This is a genomic window from Enterobacter sp. QK-SA4 (assembly GCF_056856775.1).
In genome coordinates this window covers 3,710,668-3,730,006 of record NZ_JBXFXH010000007.1, presented here as the reverse complement: position 1 = coordinate 3,730,006, position 19,339 = coordinate 3,710,668, and the positions used below count along the sequence as shown (strand labels likewise).

Here is a 19,339-nt window from a genome sequence, read left to right as displayed (position 1 = left end):
TTTGAATGAGCTTTTTTATTTCTGATGCGGTAGCGGCAACAGGTGCTCCAGCGCAGGGCAGCCCGATGTCTCTGATTCTGATGCTGGTTGTGTTCGGTCTGATCTTCTACTTCATGATCCTGCGTCCACAGCAGAAGCGCACCAAAGAGCACAAAAACCTGATGAACTCCATTGCGAAAGGCGATGAAGTGCTGACTAACGGTGGTCTGGTCGGTCGCGTAACCAAAGTGGCTGAAAACGGCTACATTGCTATCGCCCTGAACGACACCACTGAAGTGGTCATCAAACGTGACTTCGTAGCTGCCGTTCTGCCGAAAGGCACCATGAAGGCGCTGTAATCCCAACTTTTCCCAAAGGGAACTGCCGTGTTAAACCGTTATCCTTTGTGGAAGTACATCATGCTGGTCGTCGTGATTCTCGTCGGCCTGCTGTACGCGCTTCCCAACCTGTATGGTGAGGATCCGGCTGTTCAAATCACTGGCGCGCGCGGTGTCGCCGCCAGTGAGCAAACGCTGATCCAGGTCCAGAAAACGTTACAAGAAGAAAAAATTACCGCTAAGTCTGTGGCTCTGGAAGAGGGTGCAATTCTTGCTCGCTTCGACACCACCGACACGCAGCTCCGCGCACGTGAAGCGCTGATGGGCGTGCTGGGTGATAAATACGTCGTGGCGCTTAACCTTGCCCCTGCAACCCCGCGTTGGCTGGCTGCGATGAATGCAGAGCCAATGAAACTCGGTCTTGACCTGCGTGGCGGCGTTCACTTCCTGATGGAAGTGGATATGGATACCGCGCTCGGCAAGCTGCAGGAACAGAATATTGACAGCCTGCGCAGCGATCTGCGTGATAAAGGCATCGCTTACACCACCGTGCGTAAAGAAGATAACTACGGCATGAGCATCACGTTCCGCGACAGCGCGGCGCGCGATCAGGCTGTAGATTACCTGACCCAACGTCACCGTGACCTGGTGATCTCCTCGCAGGGCAGCAACCAGCTGCGCGCGGTGATGACCGATGCGCGTCTGAAAGAAGCGCGTGAATATGCCGTTCAGCAGAACATCAACATTCTGCGTAACCGTGTAAACCAGCTGGGCGTGGCTGAGCCGCTGGTACAGCGTCAGGGTGCTGACCGTATCGTGGTTGAACTGCCGGGTATCCAGGATACCGCGCGTGCGAAAGAGATTCTGGGTGCGACCGCAACCCTGGAATTCCGGCTGGTGAACTCCAACGTCGATCAGTCCGCTGCTGCCGCAGGGCGTATTCCGGGCGACTCCGAAGTGAAACAGACCCGCGAAGGTCAGCCAGTAGTGCTGTACAAACGCGTGATCCTGACCGGTGACCACATCACCGACTCCACGTCGAGCCAGGACGAATACAACCAGCCGCAGGTTAACATCTCGCTGGATAGCGCGGGCGGTAACATCATGTCTAACTTCACCAAGGACAACATCGGTAAACCGATGGCGACCCTGTTCGTGGAGTACAAAGACAGCGGTAAGAAAGATGCAAACGGTCGTGCGGTGCTGGTGAAAGAGGAAGAGGTGATTAACATCGCCAATATCCAGTCTCGTCTGGGTAACAGCTTCCGTATCACCGGTATCAACAACCCGAACGAAGCGCGTCAGCTCTCCCTGCTGCTGCGTGCCGGTGCGCTGATTGCGCCAATTCAGATTGTTGAAGAACGTACCATTGGTCCAACTCTGGGTATGCAAAACATTCAGCAGGGTCTGGAAGCGTGTCTGGCCGGTCTGGTGGTCTCTATCCTCTTCATGATCTTCTTCTATAAGAAGTTTGGTCTGATTGCGACCTCCGCGCTGATTGCCAACCTGGTGCTGATCATCGGCATTATGTCCCTGCTGCCGGGGGCGACGCTGACCATGCCGGGGATTGCGGGTATCGTTCTTACTCTTGCGGTGGCGGTCGACGCCAACGTACTGATTAACGAACGTATCAAAGAAGAGTTGAGCAACGGCCGCTCTATTCAGCAGGCGATTGACGAAGGCTATAAAGGCGCGTTCAGCTCCATCTTCGATGCGAATGTAACAACACTGATTAAGGTTCTTATCCTGTATGCAGTGGGGACTGGTGCGATCAAAGGCTTTGCGATTACAACCGGTATCGGTGTCGCAACGTCAATGTTTACCGCTATTGTCGGCACCCGTGCCATCGTGAACCTGCTGTACGGCGGCAAGCGCGTCAAAAAGCTGTCTATCTGAGGAGTGCGTTGTGGCACAGGAATATACTGTTGAACAATTGAACCACGGCCGTAAAGTCTGGGACTTTATGCGCTGGGACTACTGGGCCTTCGGCATTTCAGGTTTCCTGCTGATTCTGTCCATCGGCATTATGAGCGTGAAAGGCTTTAACTGGGGTCTGGATTTCACCGGCGGTACGGTCATCGAGATCTCCCTGGAAAAACCGGTCGATATGGACCAGATGCGTCTGTCTCTGCAGAAAGCGGGCTTTGAAGAGCCGCTGCTGCAGAACTTCGGCAGCAGCCGCGACATCATGGTGCGTATGCCACCGGTGCACGATGCCAACGGCAGCCAGGAGTTGGGCAGCAAGGTTGTTAGCGTGATTAACGAAACAACCAGCCAGAACGCGGCGGTCAAGCGTATTGAGTTCGTCGGCCCAAGCGTGGGTGCTGACCTGGCGCAGACCGGCGCGATGGCGCTGCTGGTGGCGCTGATTTCCATCCTGGTGTACGTCGGTTTCCGCTTTGAGTGGCGACTGGCGGCCGGTGTGGTTATCGCTCTGGCGCACGACGTGGTGATCACCATGGGCATACTGTCGCTGTTCCACATTGAGATTGACCTGACGATTGTGGCATCCCTGATGTCCGTTATCGGTTACTCACTGAACGACAGTATCGTGGTATCTGACCGTATCCGTGAAAACTTCCGTAAGATCCGTCGCGGTACGCCGTACGAAATCTTTAACGTGTCGTTGACCCAGACGCTGCACCGTACCCTGATCACATCCGGTACCACCCTGATGGTGATCCTGATGCTGTTCCTCTTCGGTGGTCCGGTACTGGAAGGCTTCTCGCTGACCATGCTGATCGGTGTCACCATCGGTACGGCGTCGTCTATCTACGTCGCATCCGCTCTGGCACTGAAACTTGGCATGAAGCGCGAGCACCTGCTCCAGCAGAAAGTCGAGAAAGAAGGGGCGGATCAGCCGTCCATTCTGCCGTAAGGCGACGTTTAGCGCGTTATCGAAATCCCGGTCTGTTGACCGGGATTTTTTTTATCCGCTCCTGACAAACACTCCTGACAGTATGCTGTCAGGAGCCCTGTCGTAGACTCCTTCTGAACCCAAACAACAGGCAGGAGAATGTATGAAAAGCGTCATTAACTGGTTTGAGATTCCGGTCGCGGATATGGATCGCGCCATCAAATTTTATGAGCCGGTGATGCAGCTCGCGCTGCGTCGCGAGAAAATGGACTGCGCGGAGCTGGCCGTTTTCCCGCATGAGGATCCGGGTACAGGCGGGGCGCTGGCAAAATTTGACGGCGTTACACCGTCTTTGCAGGGCGCTATTATTTACCTGCATACTGACAATCTGGCGGCCACGCTCGATCGCATCGCCTCTGCGGGCGGCGAGTGCGTGTTTGGCCCGCTGGAACTGCCGCATGGCATTGGCACTATCGCATTGTTTACCGACAGCGAGGGTAACCGCGTCGGCCTCCATCAACCTGCCTGAGAGCGGAATAAGATATGACCCGACGCGCTGACCGTTTGTTTCAGATTGTGCAGATCCTGCGGGGCAGGCGTCTGACAACGGCAGCGCATCTGGCGGACCGGCTTGGCGTGTCCGAGCGCACGGTCTACCGCGATATTCGCGACCTGTCGCTTTCCGGCGTGCCGGTGGAAGGTGAGGCGGGGAGCGGATATCGGCTGATGTCGGGATTTGACCTGCCGCCGCTGATGCTGACAAATAAGGAGTCAGAGGCGCTGATCGTCGCGATTCGCCTGCTCAAAACCTGGGGAGGGGAATCGCTGTCGCGCGAGCTGGAGTCGGCTCAGGAGAAGGTGCTGGCTATCCTGCCCGAGGAGAGTCGTCGAAAGGCGGAGCAGACGCGGATCTACGCCCCGGATTTTTGCATGCAAAGCCACTCCCGTAGCGATTTTGACATGATTCATCAGGCAATTTCCGCTCAGCGTGTGCTGGCGTTGCATTACCGCGACGAAGTTGGGCAACTCTCACAGCGTGAGGTTCAGCCGTTAGGATTGTTCTTCTGGGGGGAGCGCTGGCTGCTGGCGGCGTGGTGCGAACGGCGCGATGACTATCGCTGTTTCCGGCTCGACCGATGTCTCAATATTGTGCAGACGGAGAGGCGGTTTAGCGAGAGTGCGGACAGGTCTCTGGCCGATTTTTTGCGGAAGGTTAAGCAGTAAAAAGCCTGGCGGCGAGGTAAAAGCAAAACGGCAACGTATGTTGCCGTTCTTAGTATTTGTTCCCTCTCCCTGTGGGAGAGGGTCAGGGTGAGGGCATCAGCCCGCCCAGTCCAGCGCTGATTAGAAGTTATAACCCACAACCAGGTAACCACCCCAGCCGGTAGAGCGAACGCTGAAGTCGCCGTTGCCGAAGTTCAGGCTCGCGTCGTCGTTCCACTGACCACCGTTGTGCCAGTAACGCGCAACAACAGAGTAGTGCCAGTGATCGTAGTTCAGCGCCAGGATGTGGCTGGAGGCGATGGAGTCGTTGGTGCGCGCTTTCTTACCGTTCAGGTCGCGGAAGTCGTTGTCGCCCAGATCTGAACCCCAGTCAAAGTTGGTGAAGCCGATATAGCTCAGGTTACCGCCCCACAGCTGGGTAATTGGCACAAAGTATTTCACTTTGAAACGGTAGCCATCCCACTCGTTTTCGTTCGCGGCGCCGTAGTTCTGCCACTGGTATTTAGCATACACGTTCAGAGACAGGCTCATTGGCAGGCCGGTATCGATGTCCGTACCCAGACCCATGTACCAGGTGCTCTGGCGACCAGACTTATTGCGGCCCATGTCGTAGATGTAGTTGTTCGCGAAGTACCACTCTTTGAACGGACCAAACGCCAGGCTGGTACCGGTCAGTTTATCAATAGAGAAGCGTGGTTCAATTTCCATGAACAGTGGGGAACCGTGGTTCCAGATACCTTTCGCGTCGGTGTTACCGCCGAAGAATACCGGTGCATCCATATAGCCGTAGAAATCAAACCAGTCTTTCTTGGCGAACGCTTCGTACTCCAGGTAGGTATCGTTGCGGATCTGTGGTCCGAAACGGGTGTGGTAGCTGCCCACGACGTTAACGCTCTGGTGCCACCAGTCGGAGAGATATTGTGGTTTATCGTTTTCCGCTGCGTTAACAGTGAAAGAGGAGGAAAGTGCCAGCACAGCGCCGGCTGCAAGTAATGTTTTTTTCATAATCATGCCACTGATTGAAATTCCCTTCCGGGAGTGAAAAATGCGCGAATTGCGTTTCTAAATATTTCGTGTTTCTGCGGTGCCTATTATAGGAATCCCTGCTCACAAAAATATGTGTTGTTTCACATATCTCTCACACGCGTAATCGATTGCGTTCACGTTTGCGTACTTTAAACGGCCGGGATTGTAGCGGCAATCATTTATGTTGCCAATCCATACGAAATGTAAATGTTAGCGGAGTGACATTGCACTCCGCTGAAGGAGGGGTTACTGCGCGGCGGGCTGGATATCGTGGATGCGGATAAAACCTAACTGATCTGGCGTGAGTCCACTCAGCTGAAGCGGGATATCAACATCGCTGGGCGCCAGTATACTCGCGGGAGCAGTGAACAACTGGTTCTTCACATTCACTTCCTGATAGCTCTCGGTTGTGCCCTGGATCTGGCCCCACTCGACGGTGCCGCTGAAGGCCGGAAGCGGATCGTTGGATTCGCCCTGGATGCGTAATGTTGCGCGAGTACCATCTGCATTTGCCGCCACGTTCACCAGTGACATTTTAAGCGTGCCAATCTGGCTGTTGAGCCGCGCAGGTGTATTGGCACCAGGCAGCAGATACACCCCGCTGCTGGATTTTGCGTTCAGCGCGTTTTGTTGGGTGATCTTCACCGTTTCTTTATTCAGTTTGTCCATCGCCGTATTGAGCGTGTTGACGCTTTGTTTCATCTGGCGAACTTCGGTTTGCTGTGCACAGGCGCTAAGGGTGAAGAGGCTCCCCACCAGCAAAATCTTCAGGTAACGTCTTGTCATTGCGTTTATTTCCTTGAAATAACGGATCGCCTTAATGGTAGCCAGCCTCAACGTGTCAGACATAGATCCTTTGTCTCAAAAAGCTCTTCCTTTGTTGTCAGGCCAGATCAGGGTAAAATGAAAATTAGTTAACCACATAACAGGGATACCGTATGCATTGCCCATTCTGCTCCGCTGTGGATACCAAAGTCATCGACTCTCGTCTTGTGGGCGAAGGGTCATCCGTACGCCGTCGTCGGCAGTGTCTGGTGTGCAACGAGCGTTTCACGACCTTTGAGGTTGCAGAGCTGGTAATGCCGCGCGTGGTAAAAAGCAACGACGTGCGCGAGCCGTTTAACGAAGAGAAACTGCGCAGCGGGATGCTGAAGGCCCTGGAAAAACGCCCTGTCAGCGCGGATGACGTTGAGATGGCGTTAAACCACATAAAATCTTACCTTCGTGGTTTGGGTGAGCGTGAAGTGCCGAGCAAAATGATCGGCAACCTTGTGATGGAGCAGCTGAAAAAGCTTGATAAGGTCGCCTATATCCGCTTCGCCTCGGTCTACCGCAGCTTCGAAGACATCAAAGAGTTTGGCGAAGAGATCGCCCGCTTACAGGATTAAGCTCATGCAGGATGAGATCTACATGGCGCGAGCCATGAAGCTGGCGCAGCGCGGCCGTTTTACTACCCATCCCAACCCGAACGTCGGGTGCGTTATCGTCAACGATGGCGAGATTGTAGGAGAGGGGTTTCACTATCGGGCGGGCGAACCGCATGCCGAGGTTCATGCGTTGCGCATGGCCGGTGAGAAGGCGCGCGGTGCCACAGCCTACGTCACGCTGGAGCCCTGCAGCCATCACGGGCGTACGCCGCCGTGCTGTGAAGCGCTGATTGCGGCGGGCGTGTCGCGCGTGGTCGCTGCGATGCAGGACCCAAATCCGCAGGTTGCCGGGCGCGGCCTGTATCGCCTGCAGCAGGAAGGCATTGACGTCAGCCATGGGCTGATGATGCAGGACGCGGAAGCGATCAACAAAGGCTTTCTGAAGCGCATGCGCACGGGGTTCCCGTATATTCAGCTTAAGCTGGGCGCCTCGCTGGACGGTCGTACGGCGATGGCAAACGGCGAAAGCCAGTGGATCACGTCACCACAGGCAAGGCGCGATGTGCAACGTCTGCGCGCGCAAAGCCATGCTATTCTCACCAGCAGTGAAACCGTTCTGGCTGACGATCCGGCCATGACCGTGCGCTGGGACGAGCTGAATGCCGATACTCAGGCGCTGTACCCGCAGGAGAACCTGCGTCAGCCGCTGCGTATTATCATTGATAGCCAGAACCGCGTGACGCCAGAGCACCGTATTGTCCAGCAGCCGGTTGAAACCTGGATTGCCCGCACTAAAGAAGATACGCGCGAATGGCCGGAAGGCGTGCGCAGTATTATGGTGCCGGAGCATAACGGTCATCTGGATCTGGTGGTGCTGATGATGCTGCTCGGCAAGCAGCAGGTGAACAGCATCTGGGTTGAAGCGGGGCCAACGCTCGCCGGTGCGCTTTTACAGGCCGGGCTGGTGGATGAGCTGATTGTTTACGTTGCGCCTAAACTGTTAGGTCACGACGCGCGCGGCCTGTTTGTGCTGCCCGGCCTTGAAAAACTGGCCGACGCACCGCAACTCAAATTTAGCGAGATTCGTCCGGTAGGCCCGGATGTCTGCCTCCACTTAACGACAGCGTAATTGCTCCTGAAATAGGGAAGCAGTGCGCAAAGTATTATGATAAAATCCGCCCCCCTGCGGGGCCAAATGAACCCGTAAAGGAAGAGTATGAACATTATTGAAGCTGCTGTAGCTACCCCGGACGCTCGCGTCGCCATCACCATTGCGCGTTTCAACAACTTCATCAACGACAGCCTGCTGGAAGGTGCGATTGACGCCCTGAAACGCATCGGCCAGGTTAAAGATGACAACATTACCGTTGTTTGGGTTCCAGGCGCTTACGAACTGCCACTGGCGGCGGGCGCGCTGGCGAAAACCGGTAAATACGACGCGGTGATTGCGCTGGGTACCGTTATTCGTGGCGGCACTGCGCACTTCGAATACGTTGCGGGCGGTGCAAGCAACGGTCTGGCACACGTTGCGCAGGATGCTGAAATTCCTGTCGCGTTCGGCGTGCTGACCACCGAAAGTATTGAACAAGCCATCGAACGTGCTGGCACCAAAGCCGGTAACAAAGGTGCAGAAGCTGCACTGACCGCGCTTGAAATGATCAATGTATTGAAAGCCATCAAGGCCTGATTTTTTTGTAAGGGGAATTCCGTGAAACCTGCTGCTCGTCGCCGCGCCCGTGAATGTGCCGTCCAGGCACTTTACTCCTGGCAGTTGTCCCAGAACGACATCTCTGATGTTGAATACCAGTTCCTGTCAGAACAGGACGTGAAAGACGTTGACGTTCTGTACTTCCGCGAACTGCTGTCGGGAGTGGCGACTAATAGCGCGTATCTCGATGGCCTGATGAAGCCATACCTGTCCCGTCTGCTCGAAGAGCTGGGTCAGGTGGAAAAAGCAGTGTTGCGTATCGCGCTGTTTGAGCTGTCTAAACGTGATGATGTGCCGTATAAAGTGGCCATCAACGAAGCGATCGAGCTGGCGAAAACCTTCGGCGCTGAAGACAGCCACAAGTTTGTAAACGGCGTACTTGATAAAGCAGCCCCTGCGATCCGTCCCCACAAAAAGTGATCCGCAAACCGGAGTCCTGCATTGTCTGACGGGCAGTGCGGCTCCGGTTTTTTCTTTTATTTGCTGAGGCATAACGTATGGCATGCGGCGAATTCTCCCTGATTGCCCGTTATTTCGACCGTGTCAGAACCTCTCGTCTTGATGTTGAAACCGGCATTGGCGATGACTGTGCACTTCTCAATATTCCCGAAAAACAGACGCTGGCAATCAGCACCGACACTTTGGTGTGCGGCCGTCATTTCTTACCGGATATCGATCCTGCCGATCTGGCGTATAAAGCCCTGGCGGTTAACGTCAGCGATCTGGCGGCGATGGGGGCCGATCCCGCGTGGCTAACGCTGGCTCTGACGCTGCCAGAGGTAGATGAAGCCTGGCTGGAAGCCTTTAGCGATGCGCTTTTTGAGCAGCTTAGCTATTACGATATGCAGCTGATTGGCGGCGACACGACTGCCGGTCCGCTGTCGATGACGCTGGCGATCCACGGCTACGTGCCGCTCGGCCGCGCGCTGAAGCGCTCGGGTGCAAAACCGGGCGACTGGATCTACGTGACCGGTACGCCGGGCGACAGCGCGGCCGGGCTGGCGATCCTGCAGAACCGTTTAACGGTTGGAGACGCTGACGATGCGGCGTATCTGGTGAAACGCCACCTGCGGCCAACGCCGCGTATTTTGCACGGCCAGGCGCTGCGCGAACGGGCAAGCTCGGCTATCGATCTCTCTGACGGGCTGATCTCCGATCTCGGCCATATCCTGAAGGCCAGCGGCGTAGGTGCGCGCGTTGACCTGGATCTCTTCCCGCTGTCTGAGCAGCTGCTTCGCCACGTTGAACCTGAGCAGGCGCTGCGCTGGGCGCTCTCCGGTGGTGAAGACTATGAGTTGTGCTTCACGGTGCCTGAGCTCAACCGTGGAACGCTGGACGTGGCGTTAGCGCATCTCGGCGCGAAATTCACCTGCATCGGTCAGATCATGCCGGAGAGCGAAGGGCTGAAGTTTGTGAAAGACGGCGCGCCCGTCACGCTGGACTGGAAAGGGTACGATCACTTCGCGTAAGCTTTTGCCGGGCGGCGGCTTCGCCTTACCCGGCCTATGTGTTTTGTTCCCTTTCTCTGTGGCAGGGCTTACTTAAACCCCACCACCGGATGCGGCTGATACGGCGTCTCCAGCTCGGCAATCTGCTCCGGCGTCAGCGTGATATCCACCGCATTCAGCAGCTCATCCAGCTGTTCTTCCCGCGATGTTCCAATAATCGGTGCCGCGACCCCGCGCTTGCCCAGCAGCCACGCCAGCGCTATCTGGGCACGAGTTGCACCGGTATCGTCGGCAATTCCGGCTAAGCGTTCAGCGATCAGGGCATCGCTGGCCTCTGTTCCTTCGTAGAGATTTTTTCCCACTTCATCCGAGACCAGACGGGCCGTGGTTTCTCCCCACGGACGGGTCAGGCGGCCGCGCGCGAGCGGGCTCCACGGGATCACCGCCACGCCCTCCTGATGGCACAGCGGCAGCATCTCACGTTCTTCTTCACGGTAGATCAGATTGTAGTGGTCCTGCATGGTGACGAAGCGCGCCCAGCCGTGCTGCGCCTGCAGAGCCAGCGCATGAGCAAACTGTGAGGCATGCATAGACGACGCGCCGATATAGCGCGCTTTACCGGCTTTGACGACGTCGTTGAGTGCTTCCAGCGTCTCCTCAATGGGCGTGTTGTAATCCCAGCGGTGAATTTGCAGCAGGTCGACGTAATCCATGTTCAGACGCCTGAGGCTATCATCAATGGAACGCAGGATCTGCGCGCGAGAAAGTCCCTGAGCCAGGTCGCCCACTGGATAGTACACCTTGGTGGCAACCACGATGTCTTCCCGACGGGCAAAATCACGCAGGGCGCGGCCAACAATCTCCTCGCTGCTGCCGTCGGAATAGCTGTTGGCGGTGTCAAAGAAGTTAATGCCGCCCTCGATGGCGCGTTTGATAATCGGACGGCTGCTCTCTTCCGGCAGCGTCCAGGCGTGGTTTCCCCGATCGGGTTCGCCAAAGGTCATGCATCCCAGACAAAGCCGGGATACCTTAAGGTCTGTTTTTCCTAATGTTGTGTATTGCACGGTCCGCTCCTGCTGTTTAAACAATACGTTTAAGCATAGCAGGAGCGGAAAAGGGGAGGGTTCAGTCCAGCCAGGTTCGGATTTTAGCTTCGATACCGGCAGCGTCCAGGCCAATCGCCGCGCGGGCTTCGTCCTGGGTACCTTGCGGGATGAAATGGTCCGGCAGGCCGAGGTTCAGTACCGGAACGGCTTTACGGTTTGCCATCAGCACCTCGTTCACGCCGCTGCCCGCACCGCCCATAATCGCGTTCTCTTCTAGCGTGACCAGCACGTCATGCGCCTCAGCCATACTCAGGATCAGGGATTCGTCGAGCGGTTTCACAAAGCGCATGTCCACCAGGGTGGCGTTCAGCGTTTCAGCCACTTTCGCCGCCTCAGGCATCAGCGTGCCGAAGTTCAGTATCGCCACTTTTTCACCGCGACGCTTCACCAGACCTTTACCGATCGGCAATTTTTCCAGCGGCTGAAGCTCAACGCCCACCGCATTGCCGCGCGGGTAGCGAACGGCGCTTGGGCCATCCTGATAGTGGTAGCCGGTAAACAGCATCTGACGACATTCGTTCTCGTCACTTGGCGTCATGACAACCATATCCGGAATACAGCGCAGGAACGACAGATCAAACGCGCCCTGGTGCGTCTGGCCGTCGGCACCGACGATGCCCGCACGATCGATAGCAAACAGTACCGGCAGCTTCTGAATCGCCACGTCGTGGATCACCTGATCGTAGGCGCGCTGCAGGAAGGTGGAATAGATAGCGACAACCGGCTTGTAGCCGCCAATGGCCAGGCCCGCTGCAAACGTCACCGCATGCTGCTCGGCAATGGCAACGTCAAAATACTGGTCAGGGTATTTTCTGGAGAACTCCACCATGCCGGAGCCTTCACGCATGGCAGGCGTCACAGCCATCAGCTTGTTGTCTTTGGCTGCGGTTTCGCATAGCCAGTCGCCGAAGATTTTTGAATAGCTCGGCATGCCGCCGCTGCTTTTTGGCAGACAGCCGCTCGACGGGTCAAATTTCGGTACCGCGTGGAAGGTGATCGGATCTTTTTCCGCCGGTTCGTAACCGCGCCCTTTTTTGGTCATAATGTGCAGGAACTGCGGGCCTTTCAGGTCGCGCATGTTCTTGAGCGTGGTCACCAGGCCCAGCACGTCGTGACCGTCAACCGGGCCAATATAGTTAAAGCCCAGCTCTTCAAACAGAGTGCCCGGCACGACCATGCCTTTGATGTGTTCTTCGGTACGCTTGAGCAGCTCTTTAATCGGCGGTACGCCGGAGAAGACTTTCTTGCCGCCTTCGCGCAGCGAGGAGTAAAGCTTGCCGGAGAGCAGCTGGGCCAGATGGTTGTTCAGCGCGCCGACGTTCTCGGAAATCGACATTTCGTTATCGTTAAGGATAACCAGCATGTCCGGCTTGATGTCGCCCGCGTGGTTCATGGCTTCGAAGGCCATCCCTGCGGTGATGGCGCCGTCGCCAATCACGCAGACGGTGCGGCGCTGCTTGTTCTCTTTCTCGGCGGCAACGGCAATACCGATGCCCGCAGAAATGGAGGTGGAAGAGTGGCCGACGCTCAGCACGTCGTACTCGCTCTCACCGCGCCACGGGAACGGGTGCAGGCCGCCTTTCTGACGAATGGTGCCAATTTTATCGCGACGTCCGGTCAGAATTTTGTGCGGATAAGCCTGGTGCCCCACGTCCCAGATCAGCTGATCGAACGGCGTGTTATAGACATAGTGCAGCGCCACGGTCAGCTCAACCGTGCCAAGCCCGGAGGCGAAATGGCCGCTGGAGCGGCTTACGCTGTCGAGCAGGTAGCGACGCAGCTCGTCGCACAGCTTCGGCAGGCTCTCTTTCGGCAACAGGCGTAGCTCCTGGGTGGAGTCAACTAACGCCAGTGTCGGGTATTTGGCAATATCAAAACTCATCAAAGGCTCATCGAGATATATAGTTTATTTATCACGCTGGATTATATAGTCCGCTAGCGCTTCCAGTGCCGAGGTATCCAGCGATTGCGCGGCCAGTTCATTTAGCGACTGGCGGGCGTCGTCAATCAGATCCCGGGCTTTACGTTGGGCTTGCTCAAGGCCCAGCAGGGCGGGGTAGGTACTTTTGCCAAGCTGCTGGTCCGCACCCTGACGTTTACCCAATGTTGCAGTATCGCCCACCACATCCAGAATGTCATCCTGAACCTGGAATGCCAGACCGATACTTTCTGCGTATCTGTCCAGAATCGGCAGGGCTTTGCGCCCTTGTTCACCCGCGCTCAGCGCGCCCAGGCGAACGGCGGAACGAATCAACGCCCCGGTTTTATGGCGGTGAATACGCTCCAGCTGTTCCAGATTAACCTGACGTCCTTCCGCTTCCAGATCCAGTGCCTGTCCGCCGCACATACCGGCCACGCCGCTGGCCATTGCCAGCTCGGAGATCATCGCCAGCCGGTCGCGGTCGGCCACTTCCGCCATCGGTGCGTCGCTCAAAATCGAGAATGCCAGCGTTTGCAGGGCATCACCCGCCAGAATGGCATTCGCCTCGCCAAACTTGATATGGCAGGTAGGTTGACCCCGACGCAAATCGTCGTCGTCCATGGCCGGGAGATCGTCGTGGATCAGCGAGTAGGCGTGGATGCACTCAACGGCGGCTGCCGGGGCGTCCAGCGTGTTATCGCTGATGCCAAACATATTGCCTGTGGCGTACACCAGGAACGGGCGCAGGCGCTTTCCACCCAAGAGTGCGCCATAGTGCATGGCTTCAACCAGTGGAGTGTTCTGAAAAGGCTGTGGCGCAATAAAACGGCGCAGGGCGTCGTTGGCGCGTACGACACGCGCCTGAAGCTCGTTGGCAAAATCCATTTACTCGGCGTCCGGTGTGAAAGGCGTGGTTTTCGCGTCTTCGCTGTCGGAAAGCAGGATCTGCACGCGCTGCTCGGCCTGCTGCAGTTTGACCTGCCCCTGGCGCGCCAGCTGCACGCCACGCTCGAATTCATTGAGCGCCTCTTCCAGCGGGAGATCGCCGCTCTCAAGACGGGTAACGATTTGCTCCAGTTCACTCAGCGCAGTTTCGAAACTGGCCGGTGCGTCGTTCTTCTTCGGCATAGTGAATTGACTCTTATATTCTCAGCCCCGACATGGTAACGGACTCAGGGCAATTATCAAATAACGCGCAATGTGCACAGGAGCGGCGCGATGGTGGTATACTTGCGCGCCTGGATGCAGCCACGGGTGTGGGCTGCTGTACTCTTTTCCATTACAAGCCTTAATACGCTTGCCTAAGAAACATTGCCGCCATGAAGTTTATCATTAAATTGTTCCCTGAAATCACCATCAAAAGCCAATCTGTGCGTTTGCGCTTTATTAAAATTCTCACCGGGAACATTCGTAACGTATTAAAGCACTACGACGAAACCCTCGCCGTAGTGCGCCACTGGGACCACGTTGAAGTGCGCGCCAAAGACGAAAATAAACGTCAGGATATTCGCGACGCGCTGACCCGTATTCCGGGGATCCACCATATCCTGGAAGTGGAAGATGTTCCGTTCAGCGATATGCACGACATCTTCGAGAAAGCGCTGGTCCAGTACCGCGATCAGATCGAAGGCAAAACCTTCTGCGTGCGCGTGAAGCGTCGCGGCAAGCACGAGTTCAGCTCTATTGAAGTGGAACGTTACGTCGGCGGCGGTTTGAACCAGCACGTTGAAACGGCGCGCGTTCGTCTGACCAACCCGGACGTGACCGTGAACCTGGAGATCGAAAACGATCGCCTGCTGCTGGTGAAAGGGCGCTATGAAGGTATCGGCGGCTTCCCGATTGGTACCCAGGAAGACGTCCTGTCCCTCATCTCCGGCGGCTTCGACTCCGGCGTCTCCAGCTATATGCTGATGCGTCGCGGCTGCCGTGTGCACTACTGCTTCTTCAACCTGGGCGGGGCGGCGCACGAGATCGGCGTTCGTCAGGTGGCGCATTACCTGTGGAACCGCTTCGGCAGCTCTCACCGCGTGCGTTTCGTGGCGATCAACTTCGAACCTGTGGTCGGCGAAATCCTCGAAAAAGTGGACGACGGCCAGATGGGCGTGGTGCTGAAACGCATGATGGTGCGTGCGGCGTCCAAAGTTGCCGAGCGCTACGGCGTGCAGGCGCTGGTCACCGGTGAAGCGCTGGGCCAGGTATCCAGCCAGACGCTGACCAACCTGCGTCTTATCGACAACGTGTCTGATACGCTGATCCTGCGTCCGCTGATCTCCCACGACAAAGAGCACATCATCGACCTGGCGCGCGAAATCGGCACCGAAGATTTTGCCCGCACCATGCCGGAATACTGCGGCGTGATCTCAAAAAGCCCAACGGTGAAGGCGGTGAAGGCGAAGATCGAAGCGGAAGAAGAGAACTTCGATTTCAGCATTCTGGAAAAAGTGGTGGAGGAAGCCTCCAACATCGACATCCGCGAGATTGCCCAGCAGACCGAGCAGGAAGTCGTAGAAGTTGAAACCGTGAGCGGTTTCGGCGCTAACGATGCAATTCTGGATATTCGCTCCATTGATGAGCAGGATGACAAGCCGCTGCAGGTTGAAGGCGTCGAAGTGGTTTCTCTGCCGTTCTACAAGCTGAGCACCAAATTTGGCGACCTCGACCAGAGCAAAACCTATCTGCTGTGGTGTGAGCGTGGGGTGATGAGCCGTCTGCAGGCGCTGTATCTGCGCGAGCAGGGCTTTGCGAATGTGAAGGTGTATCGCCCGTAGTTTATTGCAGGGCGGGGGCGACCTGTTGCCTCCGCCCCTCTCCCACAGGGTGAGGGAGAACACCTATTCGTAATAATTATAAATCCCCGCAGGCATCACCAGCGATGACGCTACTTCGTACGCTTTCTCGCGCCCGACCAGCAGGTCAATAATCTTTAAGCCAAAATCAATCGCGGTGCCTGGCCCCTGGCTGGTCAGCAGGTTGACGCGCGGATCCCAGACGACGCGTTTATCAACCCAGTGCTCTTCCGGGATCGTATCCTTGAGCCCCGGGAAACCGGTCATGTTGCCGATGGGGAAGATATCGTGCGGAATCAGAACCGTTCCGGCGGCGGCACAGATTGCCGCGACGATGCGGCCGGATAAATGAAACTGACGCACGGTCTCGACCAGCAGCGGACTGTCGCGAAAACATTCCGCGCCTTTTAAGCCGCCGGGCAGAACGATGATGTCGTAATCGCCGTCAGCCACCTGAACAAGGGGGGCATCCGCAAGGATTTTCACCCCGCGCGAGCAGGTGATTGCCAGATTACCGTCGCTGGCGACGCTGGCGGTGGTGACCTTAATGCCGCCGCGCACCATCAAATCAATGGTGGTGACCGCTTCAATCTCTTCGCTACCAGGGGCGAGGCAGATCAGTGCTGACGCGCTCATATTCACTCTCCTTACGTTTAACCAGGTCATACAGACGGGCGTTTTCCGGCACGGCTATACCGTGCGCGCGGGCGCGTTTTAACAGATAGCCGGTGATGTAGTCGATCTCCGTGTGGCGTAATGCCCGAACATCCTGCAGCATCGAGGAGATGTTTTCTGCCGTGCTCTCAATGACCTGCTCGACATAGCAGCGCAAATCGTCGGCCGAGGTATGCAGGCCTTCCCGCTCAACGACCGCCGCGACTTCCGCACACAGCATGGCAACGTCCTGCGGATGATTTTTCAGCTCTCCGTTCGGGCAGTTCCACAGCGCCGTCAGCGGATTGATTACGCAGTTTACCGCCAGCTTGCGCCACAGCTGAGGGCGGATGTTGTTGTGCCAGGCGACGTCCGGCAGCACCTTCTGCAGCACATCGGCAAGATAGCTGTAATCTCCATCCTGAGTTCTTGCGGGCCCGATGTGCGTCACGCCGCTGGCGACATGCACGATGATGTTGCCGTCGCGACGCGCAGCGTGCGTGGTCGTCGCCATCAGCAGGGGCTGCGGGACGTTTTTCAGCTCATCAAGCGTCCCCATGCCGTTATGCAGCAGCAGTATGGGGGAAGTGGAGGGGAGCTGCGCGGCCAGCGTTTTTACCGCGTCTGAGACCTGCCACGCTTTGAGCGTCACCAATAAAAGGTCGCTTTGCGCCAGGAAGTCAGGATCGTTCGCGGTGAGGGATTCGTTAAAGATGCTTCCGTCTTCACCAATCAGGTTTACACTGCAATAGGGCTGGGGCACGCGCAGCCAGCCCTGAACCTCATGTCCGTGCTTGCACAGCGCGGTCAGCCACAGCTGACCAAGCGCTCCGCATCCGAGCACCGTAATTTTCATTGTTCCTCCTCACCTGCAACTGCGCCAGGTGTTACAGCTTAATTATACAGCTAAGCTTCTGTTGAGTTATGCCTCGTAGCGGGTATTATGCAACGCAACAAAAGTGAAGGGAGAAGAAAAGATGCCATCTTTCGATATTGTTTCCGAAGTTGATATCCAGGAAGTTCGCAACGGCGTTGAGAACGCAACCCGCGAAGTTGAGTCACGTTTCGATTTTCGCGGCGTTGAGGCGTCGTTTGAGCTGAACGACGCAAATAAGACCATTAAGGTGCTGAGCGAGTCTGACTTCCAGGTGAATCAGCTGCTCGACATTCTGCGCGCCAAGCTGTTAAAGCGCGGCATCGAAGGGACGTCCCTGGATGTGCCGGAAGAGTTTGTGCACAGCGGTAAGAACTGGTTTGTGGAAGCTAAGCTGAAGCAGGGCATTGAGAGCGCTGTGCAGAAGAAGATCGTTAAGCTCATCAAAGACAGCAAGCTGAAGGTGCAGGCACAGATTCAGGGCGAAGAAATTCGCGTGACCGGTAAGTCCCGCGATGATCTCCAGTCCGTAATGGCGCTGGTGCGCGGCGGCGATCTGGGGCAACCGTTCCAGTTTAAAAACTTCCGCGATTAATATAAAAAAGCCCGGTTTAACCGGGCTTTTATTCACGCTTTGAGCGCCTGCTCGACTTCGAAGCGGTTGGTCATTTTACTGTCTATTTTGACGTAAGCGCTGCGCTCTTCCGGGACAATGAGCACCTCTGTTACACCCTCTTTTGCTTCAAGACGCTGCTTAAGCGCATCGCTGATTTCCACATTATCCGGGATTTCCACGCGCAGGCTGCTCACGTAGCGCGGCTCTTTCATGGTGCTGGCGACCAGCAGCCAGACCGTCGCCAGTAGCGCACCGGCGAGAAACACGGTTTGTGAATCAAACAGGCCGTCCACCCAGCCGCCGAGCGAGCCGCCGATCGCCACGCCGAGAAACTGGCTGGTGGAGTAGATGCCCATCGCGGTGCCTTTATATCCGGCGGGGGACTCTTTGCTGATCAGCGACGGCAGCAGCGCTTCCATCAGGTTAAAGGCCAGGAAAAACAGCTGTACGCCGGCAATCAGTTCCCAGAAGTGCGGACCGGCACCCCAGAGCACAATTTCGGCAATCAGCAGGACCGCCACGCAGCCCACGAAGACGCGCTTCATTTTGCGCTTCACTTCGGCGTAGATGATGAACGGCACGACGGAGACAAACGAAATCAGCATCGTGACCAGATAGATTTTCCAGTGCTCAGCCGCCGGGAAACCCGCTGCGGCAAGCTGGCCGGGCAGAGCGACAAAGGTCGACATCAGCAGGATGTGCAGGCACATAATGCCAAAATTCAGCTTAAGCAGGCGCGGCTCAACAATCACTTTGCTGAAGCAGCCTTTTACCATGCCGGATTCACGGTTCAGAACGTGGTTCTTGCTGTCCGGCACGACCCACAGGGTTAAGGCAATACCGATGGTTGCCAGCACGGCAATCATCCAGAACAGGGCGTGCAGACCCAACGTGTGCGTAATGATGGGGCCCAGCACCATGGCAATCGCAAACGTCACGCCAAAGCTCACGCCGATGAACGCCATCGCTTTGGTGCGGTTCTGCTCGCGGGTTAAGTCGGACAGCAGCGCCATCACCGCGGCGGCAATCGCGCCGGAGCCCTGCAGGGCGCGGCCGAGAATAATCCCCCAGATGGAGTGGGAGAGGGCGGCAATCACGCTTCCGAGCACAAAGACCAGCAGCCCACCGACGATTAGCGGCTTTCGCCCCACACGATCGGAGAGCAGGCCAAAGGGGATCTGGAAGACCGCCTGCACCAGGCCGTAGATGCCGATCGCGAGCCCAATCAGCGCCTCGCTGGCCCCCTGCAGCGCCATACCGTACGTGGTCAGAACAGGCAGGACCATAAACATGCCAAGCATCCGTAGCGAGAAGACAGTCCCTAAGCCCCAGGTCGCGCGTAGCTCGCCTGGCGTCATTTTATAATCGTTCATTACCACCTCAGTTCAAAAGCAGGCCATAGTGTAGTGCGGGGAAGGGGCGGGGTAAATAAAGG

At 56.6% G+C, this 19,339-nt stretch carries 21 protein-coding genes; 12 read left to right on the top strand and 9 right to left on the bottom strand.

Annotated features, from left to right (window positions below; all coding sequences use genetic code 11):
• The first annotated feature begins 5 nt into the window (after positions 1-5).
• The 5 genes from yajC (at position 6) to AC1VYI_RS19615 (ending at position 4,398) form a co-directional block, all read left to right on the top strand.
• Positions 6-338 carry a preprotein translocase subunit YajC gene (gene yajC / locus AC1VYI_RS19635; RefSeq protein WP_003859109.1) on the top strand — a complete coding sequence of 111 codons (333 nt, stop codon included), beginning with the start codon at positions 6-8 and terminating at the stop codon, positions 336-338.
• Positions 339-365: 27 nt separating this feature from the next.
• Complete coding sequence (gene secD, locus AC1VYI_RS19630; RefSeq protein ID WP_071786499.1) at positions 366-2,213, top strand: protein translocase subunit SecD; 1,848 nt, start codon at positions 366-368, stop codon at positions 2,211-2,213.
• 10 nt (positions 2,214-2,223) lie between these two features.
• A complete protein-coding gene (gene secF, locus AC1VYI_RS19625) occupies positions 2,224-3,195 on the top strand; it encodes a protein translocase subunit SecF (RefSeq protein WP_023310552.1) in 972 nt (323 codons plus the stop codon).
• Between the two features lie 142 nt (positions 3,196-3,337).
• Complete coding sequence (locus AC1VYI_RS19620) at positions 3,338-3,703, top strand: VOC family protein (RefSeq protein WP_023310553.1); 366 nt, start codon at positions 3,338-3,340, stop codon at positions 3,701-3,703.
• A 14-nt stretch (positions 3,704-3,717) separates the two neighbouring features.
• On the top strand, positions 3,718-4,398 hold the full coding sequence (locus AC1VYI_RS19615; RefSeq protein ID WP_045356407.1) for a helix-turn-helix transcriptional regulator: 681 nt from the start codon (positions 3,718-3,720) through the stop codon (positions 4,396-4,398).
• A 120-nt stretch (positions 4,399-4,518) separates the two neighbouring features.
• On the opposite strand, the gene AC1VYI_RS19610 is transcribed toward AC1VYI_RS19615, so the two are convergent.
• Together AC1VYI_RS19610 and AC1VYI_RS19605 are read right to left on the bottom strand one after the other, a co-directional pair.
• Positions 4,519-5,403, bottom strand: coding sequence for a nucleoside-specific channel-forming protein Tsx (locus AC1VYI_RS19610; protein ID WP_025756198.1), 885 nt, complete (start codon positions 5,401-5,403; stop codon positions 4,519-4,521).
• A 267-nt stretch (positions 5,404-5,670) separates the two neighbouring features.
• Positions 5,671-6,210, bottom strand: a complete 540-nt coding sequence (locus tag AC1VYI_RS19605; protein ID WP_023310555.1) for a SadB/YajI family lipoprotein — start codon at positions 6,208-6,210, stop codon at positions 5,671-5,673.
• 152 nt (positions 6,211-6,362) lie between these two features.
• Between AC1VYI_RS19605 and nrdR the strand changes: the two genes are divergently transcribed.
• The 5 genes from nrdR (at position 6,363) to thiL (ending at position 9,968) form a co-directional block, all read left to right on the top strand.
• Positions 6,363-6,812 (top strand): transcriptional regulator NrdR, encoded by a 450-nt coding sequence (gene nrdR / locus AC1VYI_RS19600; RefSeq protein WP_008503337.1) that lies wholly within the window; start codon positions 6,363-6,365, stop codon positions 6,810-6,812.
• A gap of 4 nt (positions 6,813-6,816) precedes the next feature.
• Positions 6,817-7,920 (top strand): bifunctional diaminohydroxyphosphoribosylaminopyrimidine deaminase/5-amino-6-(5-phosphoribosylamino)uracil reductase RibD, encoded by a 1,104-nt coding sequence (ribD, locus tag AC1VYI_RS19595; RefSeq protein ID WP_134866749.1) that lies wholly within the window; start codon positions 6,817-6,819, stop codon positions 7,918-7,920.
• Positions 7,921-8,007: 87 nt separating this feature from the next.
• Positions 8,008-8,478: a 6,7-dimethyl-8-ribityllumazine synthase gene (gene ribH, locus AC1VYI_RS19590; protein WP_006176874.1), complete on the top strand. Its 471-nt coding sequence runs from the start codon at positions 8,008-8,010 to the stop codon at positions 8,476-8,478.
• 21 nt (positions 8,479-8,499) lie between these two features.
• The gene (gene nusB / locus AC1VYI_RS19585) at positions 8,500-8,919 is read left to right on the top strand and encodes a transcription antitermination factor NusB (RefSeq protein ID WP_024906809.1); all 420 of its coding nucleotides are present in this window, start codon (positions 8,500-8,502) and stop codon (positions 8,917-8,919) included.
• Between the two features lie 77 nt (positions 8,920-8,996).
• Positions 8,997-9,968 carry a thiamine-phosphate kinase gene (gene thiL / locus AC1VYI_RS19580; RefSeq protein WP_023310558.1) on the top strand — a complete coding sequence of 324 codons (972 nt, stop codon included), beginning with the start codon at positions 8,997-8,999 and terminating at the stop codon, positions 9,966-9,968.
• Between the two features lie 68 nt (positions 9,969-10,036).
• Here the strand turns inward: thiL and AC1VYI_RS19575 are convergent, their stop codons facing one another.
• The 4 genes from AC1VYI_RS19575 to xseB all read right to left on the bottom strand — a co-directional run bounded on the left by AC1VYI_RS19575 (position 10,037) and on the right by xseB (position 14,102).
• Complete coding sequence (locus AC1VYI_RS19575; protein ID WP_134866747.1) at positions 10,037-11,011, bottom strand: aldo/keto reductase; 975 nt, start codon at positions 11,009-11,011, stop codon at positions 10,037-10,039.
• Between the two features lie 61 nt (positions 11,012-11,072).
• Complete coding sequence (gene dxs / locus AC1VYI_RS19570; protein WP_134866746.1) at positions 11,073-12,935, bottom strand: 1-deoxy-D-xylulose-5-phosphate synthase; 1,863 nt, start codon at positions 12,933-12,935, stop codon at positions 11,073-11,075.
• A 24-nt stretch (positions 12,936-12,959) separates the two neighbouring features.
• Complete coding sequence (gene ispA, locus AC1VYI_RS19565; RefSeq protein WP_008503332.1) at positions 12,960-13,859, bottom strand: (2E,6E)-farnesyl diphosphate synthase; 900 nt, start codon at positions 13,857-13,859, stop codon at positions 12,960-12,962.
• On the bottom strand, positions 13,860-14,102 hold the full coding sequence (gene xseB / locus AC1VYI_RS19560) for an exodeoxyribonuclease VII small subunit (RefSeq protein WP_008503331.1): 243 nt from the start codon (positions 14,100-14,102) through the stop codon (positions 13,860-13,862). It abuts the gene before it with no gap.
• A 191-nt stretch (positions 14,103-14,293) separates the two neighbouring features.
• Between xseB and thiI the strand changes: the two genes are divergently transcribed.
• Positions 14,294-15,742 (top strand): tRNA uracil 4-sulfurtransferase ThiI, encoded by a 1,449-nt coding sequence (gene thiI / locus AC1VYI_RS19555; protein WP_023310562.1) that lies wholly within the window; start codon positions 14,294-14,296, stop codon positions 15,740-15,742.
• Positions 15,743-15,805: 63 nt separating this feature from the next.
• Here thiI and yajL read toward each other — a convergent pair whose 3' ends face one another.
• On the bottom strand, positions 15,806-16,396 hold the full coding sequence (gene yajL, locus AC1VYI_RS19550; protein ID WP_063408742.1) for a protein deglycase YajL: 591 nt from the start codon (positions 16,394-16,396) through the stop codon (positions 15,806-15,808).
• Positions 16,359-17,270: a 2-dehydropantoate 2-reductase gene (panE, locus tag AC1VYI_RS19545; protein ID WP_023310564.1), complete on the bottom strand. Its 912-nt coding sequence runs from the start codon at positions 17,268-17,270 to the stop codon at positions 16,359-16,361. The genes yajL and panE overlap by 38 nt, the downstream gene beginning before the upstream one ends.
• Positions 17,271-17,391: 121 nt before the next feature.
• On the opposite strand from panE, the gene AC1VYI_RS19540 reads away from it, so the two are divergent.
• The gene (locus AC1VYI_RS19540) at positions 17,392-17,883 is read left to right on the top strand and encodes a YajQ family cyclic di-GMP-binding protein (RefSeq protein ID WP_023334701.1); all 492 of its coding nucleotides are present in this window, start codon (positions 17,392-17,394) and stop codon (positions 17,881-17,883) included.
• 32 nt (positions 17,884-17,915) lie between these two features.
• Here AC1VYI_RS19540 and AC1VYI_RS19535 read toward each other — a convergent pair whose 3' ends face one another.
• On the bottom strand, positions 17,916-19,277 hold the full coding sequence (locus AC1VYI_RS19535; RefSeq protein ID WP_134866744.1) for an MFS transporter: 1,362 nt from the start codon (positions 19,275-19,277) through the stop codon (positions 17,916-17,918).
• Positions 19,278-19,339: the final 62 nt, after the last annotated feature.